The organism is Microbulbifer hainanensis (genome assembly GCF_014904735.1).
Lineage (GTDB): Bacteria > Pseudomonadota > Gammaproteobacteria > Pseudomonadales > Cellvibrionaceae > Microbulbifer > Microbulbifer hainanensis.
This window is the reverse complement of sequence record NZ_JACZCR010000017.1, coordinates 1-5,221: the sequence shown is the minus strand read 5'-3', so window position 1 is coordinate 5,221 and position 5,221 is coordinate 1. Positions and strand designations below refer to the sequence as shown.

Sequence of the window (5,221 nt, the reverse complement as noted above, 5' to 3'; positions counted from 1 at the left end):
CGAGCAGCTTGAAATACAGCGGCGCCAGCCCCCAGAAGAGAAAGGCGGATATGCCAGCCAGCAGGCCGGTAGCAGCAGAATTGTCTTCGTTGTGCACGGATAACTCGCAGATTGTGGCCGGTGGGGCCGGGGAGGAGAGGCGGCAGTGGAGTATCGATGGAACCCCGCTGTCCCGAGATGGCAATTTTACGGGGAAATTACACGAAAGTCAGGAGCTGTGCGCCAGAGTCGGCAAGGGGCATTGCGTTACAGCCCGGCCGGGGGCCGGGCTGTACGTCACGGTCAGAACAGTACGCGGCAGCGCAGGGTGCCGGGAATGTTTTTCAGTTTCTCCAGCGCCAGGTCAGAGTAGGCCGCATCCACATCGATGACCACGTAACCCAGGGTCTCGTTGGTCTGCAGGTACTGCGCGGAAATGTTGATGCCGTTTTCCGAAAACACCTGGTTGATCGCCCCCAGCACGCCGGGCACGTTCTTGTGAATGTGCAACAGGCGGTGCACGCCGGCGTGGCCGGGCAACGCCACCTCGGGGAAGTTGACCGAGCTGGTGGTGGTACCGTTGTCGGAGTAGAGCGCCAGCTTGTCGGACACTTCGGTGCCGATATTTTCCTGTGCCTCGACGGTGGAGCCGCCGATGTGCGGGGTCAGCAGCGCAGTGTCGATACCGCGCAGGGGCGATACGAACTCTTCGTCGTTGCCGCGGGGCTCCACCGGGAAGACATCGATGGCGGTGCCGGCGAGGTGGCCGCTTTTCAGCGCTTCCGCCAGCGGTTCGATGTCCACGACGGAACCCCGCGATGCGTTCAGCAGGATGGCACCCGGCTTCATCTTCGCGATCTGCTCGGCACCGAACATCATCTTGGTGGACGGCACCTCCGGTACGTGCAGGGAAACGACGTCGGATTGCGCCAGCAGTTCATCCAGGGAGCCGATCTGGCTGGCGTTGCCCATGGGCAGCTTGGTGATCACGTCGAAGAATATCACCCGCATGCCGATGCCTTCTGCCAGCACCGATACCTGCGAGCCGATGGCGCCGTAGCCGATGATGCCCAGGGTCTTGCCGCGGGCCTCGAAGGAACCCTTGGCGGACTTCAGCCAGCCGCCCCGGTGGCACACGGCGTTTTTCTCCGGAATGCCGCGCAGCATCAGGATCGCCTCGGCAATGACCAGCTCGGCCACGCTGCGGGTGTTGGAGTAAGGCGCGTTGAAGACCGCGATACCCAGATCGGTAGCGGCCTGCAGATCCACCTGGTTGGTGCCGATACAGAAGCAGCCCACTGCGATCAGCTTGGGCGCGTTCTCCAGGACCTTGCGGGTCAGCTGGGTGCGCGAGCGGATACCGATAAAATGTGCGTCGGCAATTTTTTCGATCAGCTCGTCTTCCGGCAGTGAAGTTTTCAGGTACTCCACGTTGGTGTAGCCACGGGAGGACAGCAGGTCGACGGCAGTCTGGTGGACCCCCTCCAGCAGCAGAATGCGGATTTTGTCTTTTTGCAGGGACTCTTTGGGAAAGGAATTGGACGCAGCCATAAACAATCTCTTCACTGAGCGCGCAACGCGGTAGCAGGCGTTAAACCGATTTGAATCACTTCATTGAGAACGCCGGGAGCCCGGCGAAGGCGCGATCATACCACAAGCGGCCTGTGGGGCTTTATTCGAAATGCCTATCCTAACTATCTAATTTGCTTATGAAGGTTGGGACATCGCGACCGCGGGCCGTGGATTGTGCAAAATTCCGCCGCCATGGCATTCGTTCGCGGGGAAGACCTCGCGTGTCGACTACAGTAGACTCGGCGGCCACACTCTGCAGAGGCCACGTAAATGTACCGACACCAGTTTACCTGCGGCACCGAAACCGAGCTGGCACCCGGCAAGATCGTCTGCGTCGGGCGCAATTACGCCGCCCACGCCGCGGAGCTCGACAACCCGGTACCGGAAGAGCCGCTGCTGTTTATCAAGCCCGCTACCGCGGCGGTGCCGATGGAGGAACCGCTGCACCTGCCCAGTGGTCGCGGCAGTTGCCACTTTGAAGGGGAGCTGGCCCTACTGATTGGCGCGACACTCACCGATGCCAACGCCACTGATGTGCCGCCGGCGATTGCTGGCCTCGGCCTGGCACTGGACCTGACCCTGCGCGACCTGCAGGGCCAGCTGAAAAAAGATGGCCACCCGTGGGAAAAGGCCAAGGGCTTCGACGGTGCCTGCCCGCTGTCGCCATTCGTGATGCTGGACTGGCTGCCGGACTGGGACAACCTCAGCTATTCCCTGTGGCTGAACGACGAGCTGCGCCAGCGCGGCAAGACGGCCCATATGCTGACGCCGATCCTGGATCTGGTGGCCTATATCAGCAGCTATTTCACCCTGCAGCCGGGCGACGTTGTACTGACCGGTACCCCGGCCGGTGTCGGCGAACTCATGCACGGCGACCGCCTGGCGATGCAGTTGGAAGACGACTGGCTGCGGGTAGAAACCCGCGTGGCGTAGACGGCGCCGCCGCTGCTTCCCGGCTAATATTGTCGCCAAAGGCCTGCGCGACTATGATGCCGCCGGCTGGATGACCCTCCAGACCCAATCAAACGGACCCGGCGCCCACAAGGCGACATGTGGCCCAGTAATGACAAGTGACGGACAAGTGAAAAGAGACGCGATGACCGACCTCAATCCCAATACCACCATCCGTATCCTCACCACCGGCGGTACCATCGAGAAGAGCTACTGCGAGGAGGAGGGTACGCTGAAGAACCGCGCCTCGATCATCCGCGAAGGCCTGATCTCCAGCCTGCGCCTGCCCTACACGCACCTGGAGCTGGAGAGCGTGCTGAACAAGGACTCGCTGGAAATGGATGACCACGACCGCGCTTTGATCGCCGAGGCAGTCGAGCGCACCGCGGAACAGGGCGATCCCATCGTGGTCCTGCACGGTACCGACACCATGTCTGATACCGCAGAATTCTGTTTTAAAAAGCTGGGTACGCCGAAGGTGCCGGTGGTATTTACCGGCGCCATGAAGCCTATGGGCTTTATCGATTCCGATGCCCGCCAGAATGTCACCGAGGCGCTGCTGACCGCGCGCCTGGTGGCGCCGGGCTTTTATATCGCCTTCCACAACCGGGTCTTCCCCATCCCCGGCGCACGCAAGAACCGCGATGAGGGCACGTTCGAGGCAGTATAAGCTCGCTGTTCGGTTGCTAGCCCCGCGGCCGCCACTCCCGGCGGCCGCGCCCCCGTCCTGGGGTTGTCCAACCCTCCTCCCGCGCTCCTACAATCAATACAACTTGCGGGGTCTGTTCATGCGCCACGGCGATCGCAATCTGCCCTGTCGTCGCGTTACAATACAGATTCTTTGATTTGTGATCACATTTTCAGTATAAATTGAATAATTATTCAGTTTTCTAGCCAGAGAGGTGTGCCATGTCGGAACAGAACAAGACCCCACAAACCCTGCAGGAATGGCAGGACCTGGCGGCCAGCCTCAAGATCGAGGGCCGCGCCTTTATCAACGGTGAATACGTGGACGCCCTGTCCGGCGCCACCCGCCCCACCATCAACCCGGCGGATGGCCAGGAGCTGGCCCAGATCGCCAGCTGTGGTCCAGAGGATGCCGAGCTGGCGGTGAAGATCGCCCGCAAGACGTTTGAGTCCGGCGTTTGGTCCAACATGCCGCCGATGGAGCGCAAGAAAATCATGGTGCGTTTTGCCGAGCTGATCGAGCAGAACAAGGTGGAGATCGCCCTGCTCGAGAGCCTCGATGCCGGCAAGCCGATCAGCGACACCATGAACGTGGACGTACCCGGTGCGGTGACCACCATCCGCTGGACCGGTGAGGGTATCGACAAGATTTACGACGAAGTAGCCCCCACCGGCCCGAACGAGCTTGCCCTGGTACAGCGCATGCCGCTGGGTGTGGTCGCGGCGATTGTGCCGTGGAACTTCCCGCTGTCCACCACCGCTTGGAAACTGGGCCCGGCGCTGGCCACCGGCAACAGTGTGATTCTGAAGCCCGCCTCCAACACGCCGCTGACCGCGATCAAGCTGGCTGGCCTGGCCAAGGAAGCGGGCTTGCCCGACGGTGTGCTGAATGTACTGCCGGGGCCGGGCAGCAGCCTGGGCAAGACCCTGGGCCTGCATATGGATATCGACTGCCTGACCTTTACCGGCTCCACCGAAGTGGGCAAGACGCTGACCGAGTATGCCGGCCAGTCGAACCTGAAGCGCACTTTCCTCGAGCTGGGTGGCAAGAGCCCCAACATCGTGTTTGCCGACGCCGACCTGGACAAGGCCGCCGAGGCCGCTGCGCTGGCGGTCTTCTACAACCAGGGCGAGACCTGCACCGCTGGTACCCGCCTGCTGGTGGAAAAAGGTATTGCCAAGGATTTCATCGAGAAGGTGAAAAAGGCCAGTGAGCGCTTCGTGCCCGGCCACCCGCAGGATCCCAACACGGTCATGGGTGCGCTGATCGACCAGAGCCAGTTCGATACCGTCGAGTTCTACGTGGCCAAGGGCCTAGAGCAGGGCGCGCAACTGGCATGCGGCGGCAAGCCGGCGGATGCAGTGGCCGGTGGCCACTACTATGAGCCGACCATCTTTACCGGTGTGAATGGCGATATGACCATCGCCCGCGAGGAAATCTTCGGTCCGGTACTGTCGGTGATCGAGTTCGAGGACGAGGCCGAGGCACTGCAGATAGCCAACGATTCCATCTACGGCCTCGCCGCCGGTGTCTGGACCAAGGACATCAGCCGCGCCCACCGCATGGCCCGTGAAATCCGCGCCGGTTCCGTGTGGGTGAACAACTACTTCGGCGGTGACATCACCGTGCCGTTCGGTGGCTTCAAGCAGTCTGGTAATGGTCGCGACAAGTCGTTGCATGCGCTGGATAAGTATTGCGAACTCAAATCCACCTGGATCGATTTGAGCTAGGAAAACACCGAAAGCTACTGCGCTCGGCATATCGACCGCCGGCGGTGCTCGAAATGCTCATGCACTAATAGTGCACTCCGCTTTCTGCGCTCCGGCGGCGGCCAATCTGCCGTCGCTCGCGACGCTTTCAGTGCTTTCCTTCCGATTACAGCTACTGTGTGGCGCCGGATGGTCTGCACTTTTGGCTGAAGGTAATTCAACAAATTGTTTCTGCGAGGGCTGTTTGGCAGCCCGGACTCCGTGACTTTGGGCCGCAATTGCGGCCCTTTTTTGTTTCTTGCCGCAGTGCCAGCGGCGATTT

At 61.2% G+C, this 5,221-nt stretch carries 5 protein-coding genes; 3 read left to right on the top strand and 2 right to left on the bottom strand.

Translation table 11 applies throughout. The annotated features are described in order from the left end of the window. Window positions 1–282: 282 nt before the first annotated feature. On the bottom strand, window positions 283–1,530 hold the full coding sequence (gene serA, locus IG168_RS05390) for a phosphoglycerate dehydrogenase (RefSeq protein ID WP_193162614.1): 1,248 nt from the start codon (window positions 1,528–1,530) through the stop codon (window positions 283–285). 291 nt (window positions 1,531–1,821) lie between these two features. On the opposite strand from serA, the gene IG168_RS05385 reads away from it, so the two are divergent. The 3 genes from IG168_RS05385 to IG168_RS05375 all read left to right on the top strand — a co-directional run bounded on the left by IG168_RS05385 (window position 1,822) and on the right by IG168_RS05375 (window position 4,920). After that, a complete protein-coding gene (locus tag IG168_RS05385) occupies window positions 1,822–2,484 on the top strand; it encodes a fumarylacetoacetate hydrolase family protein (RefSeq protein WP_193162612.1) in 663 nt (220 codons plus the stop codon). Window positions 2,485–2,647: 163 nt separating this feature from the next. Beyond that, window positions 2,648–3,172, top strand: coding sequence for an asparaginase (locus IG168_RS05380; RefSeq protein ID WP_193162610.1), 525 nt, complete (start codon window positions 2,648–2,650; stop codon window positions 3,170–3,172). A 239-nt stretch (window positions 3,173–3,411) separates the two neighbouring features. Beyond that, window positions 3,412–4,920: an aldehyde dehydrogenase gene (locus tag IG168_RS05375; RefSeq protein ID WP_193162608.1), complete on the top strand. Its 1,509-nt coding sequence runs from the start codon at window positions 3,412–3,414 to the stop codon at window positions 4,918–4,920. 57 nt (window positions 4,921–4,977) lie between these two features. Here the strand turns inward: IG168_RS05375 and IG168_RS20600 are convergent. Next, the coding region (locus IG168_RS20600; protein ID WP_226876561.1) for a hypothetical protein at window positions 4,978–5,221 on the bottom strand (244 nt) is incomplete at its 5' end.

Bases quoted from the DNA above. Each gene is read 5' to 3' on its own strand.
- serA (WP_193162614.1), bottom strand. From the start codon at position 1,530: ATGGCTGCGTCCAATTCCTTTCCCAAAGAGTCCCTGCAAAAAGACAAA.
- IG168_RS05385 (WP_193162612.1), top strand. From the start codon at position 1,822: ATGTACCGACACCAGTTTACCTGCGGCACCGAAACCGAGCTGGCACCC.
- IG168_RS05380 (WP_193162610.1), top strand. From the start codon at position 2,648: ATGACCGACCTCAATCCCAATACCACCATCCGTATCCTCACCACCGGC.
- IG168_RS05375 (WP_193162608.1), top strand. From the start codon at position 3,412: ATGTCGGAACAGAACAAGACCCCACAAACCCTGCAGGAATGGCAGGAC.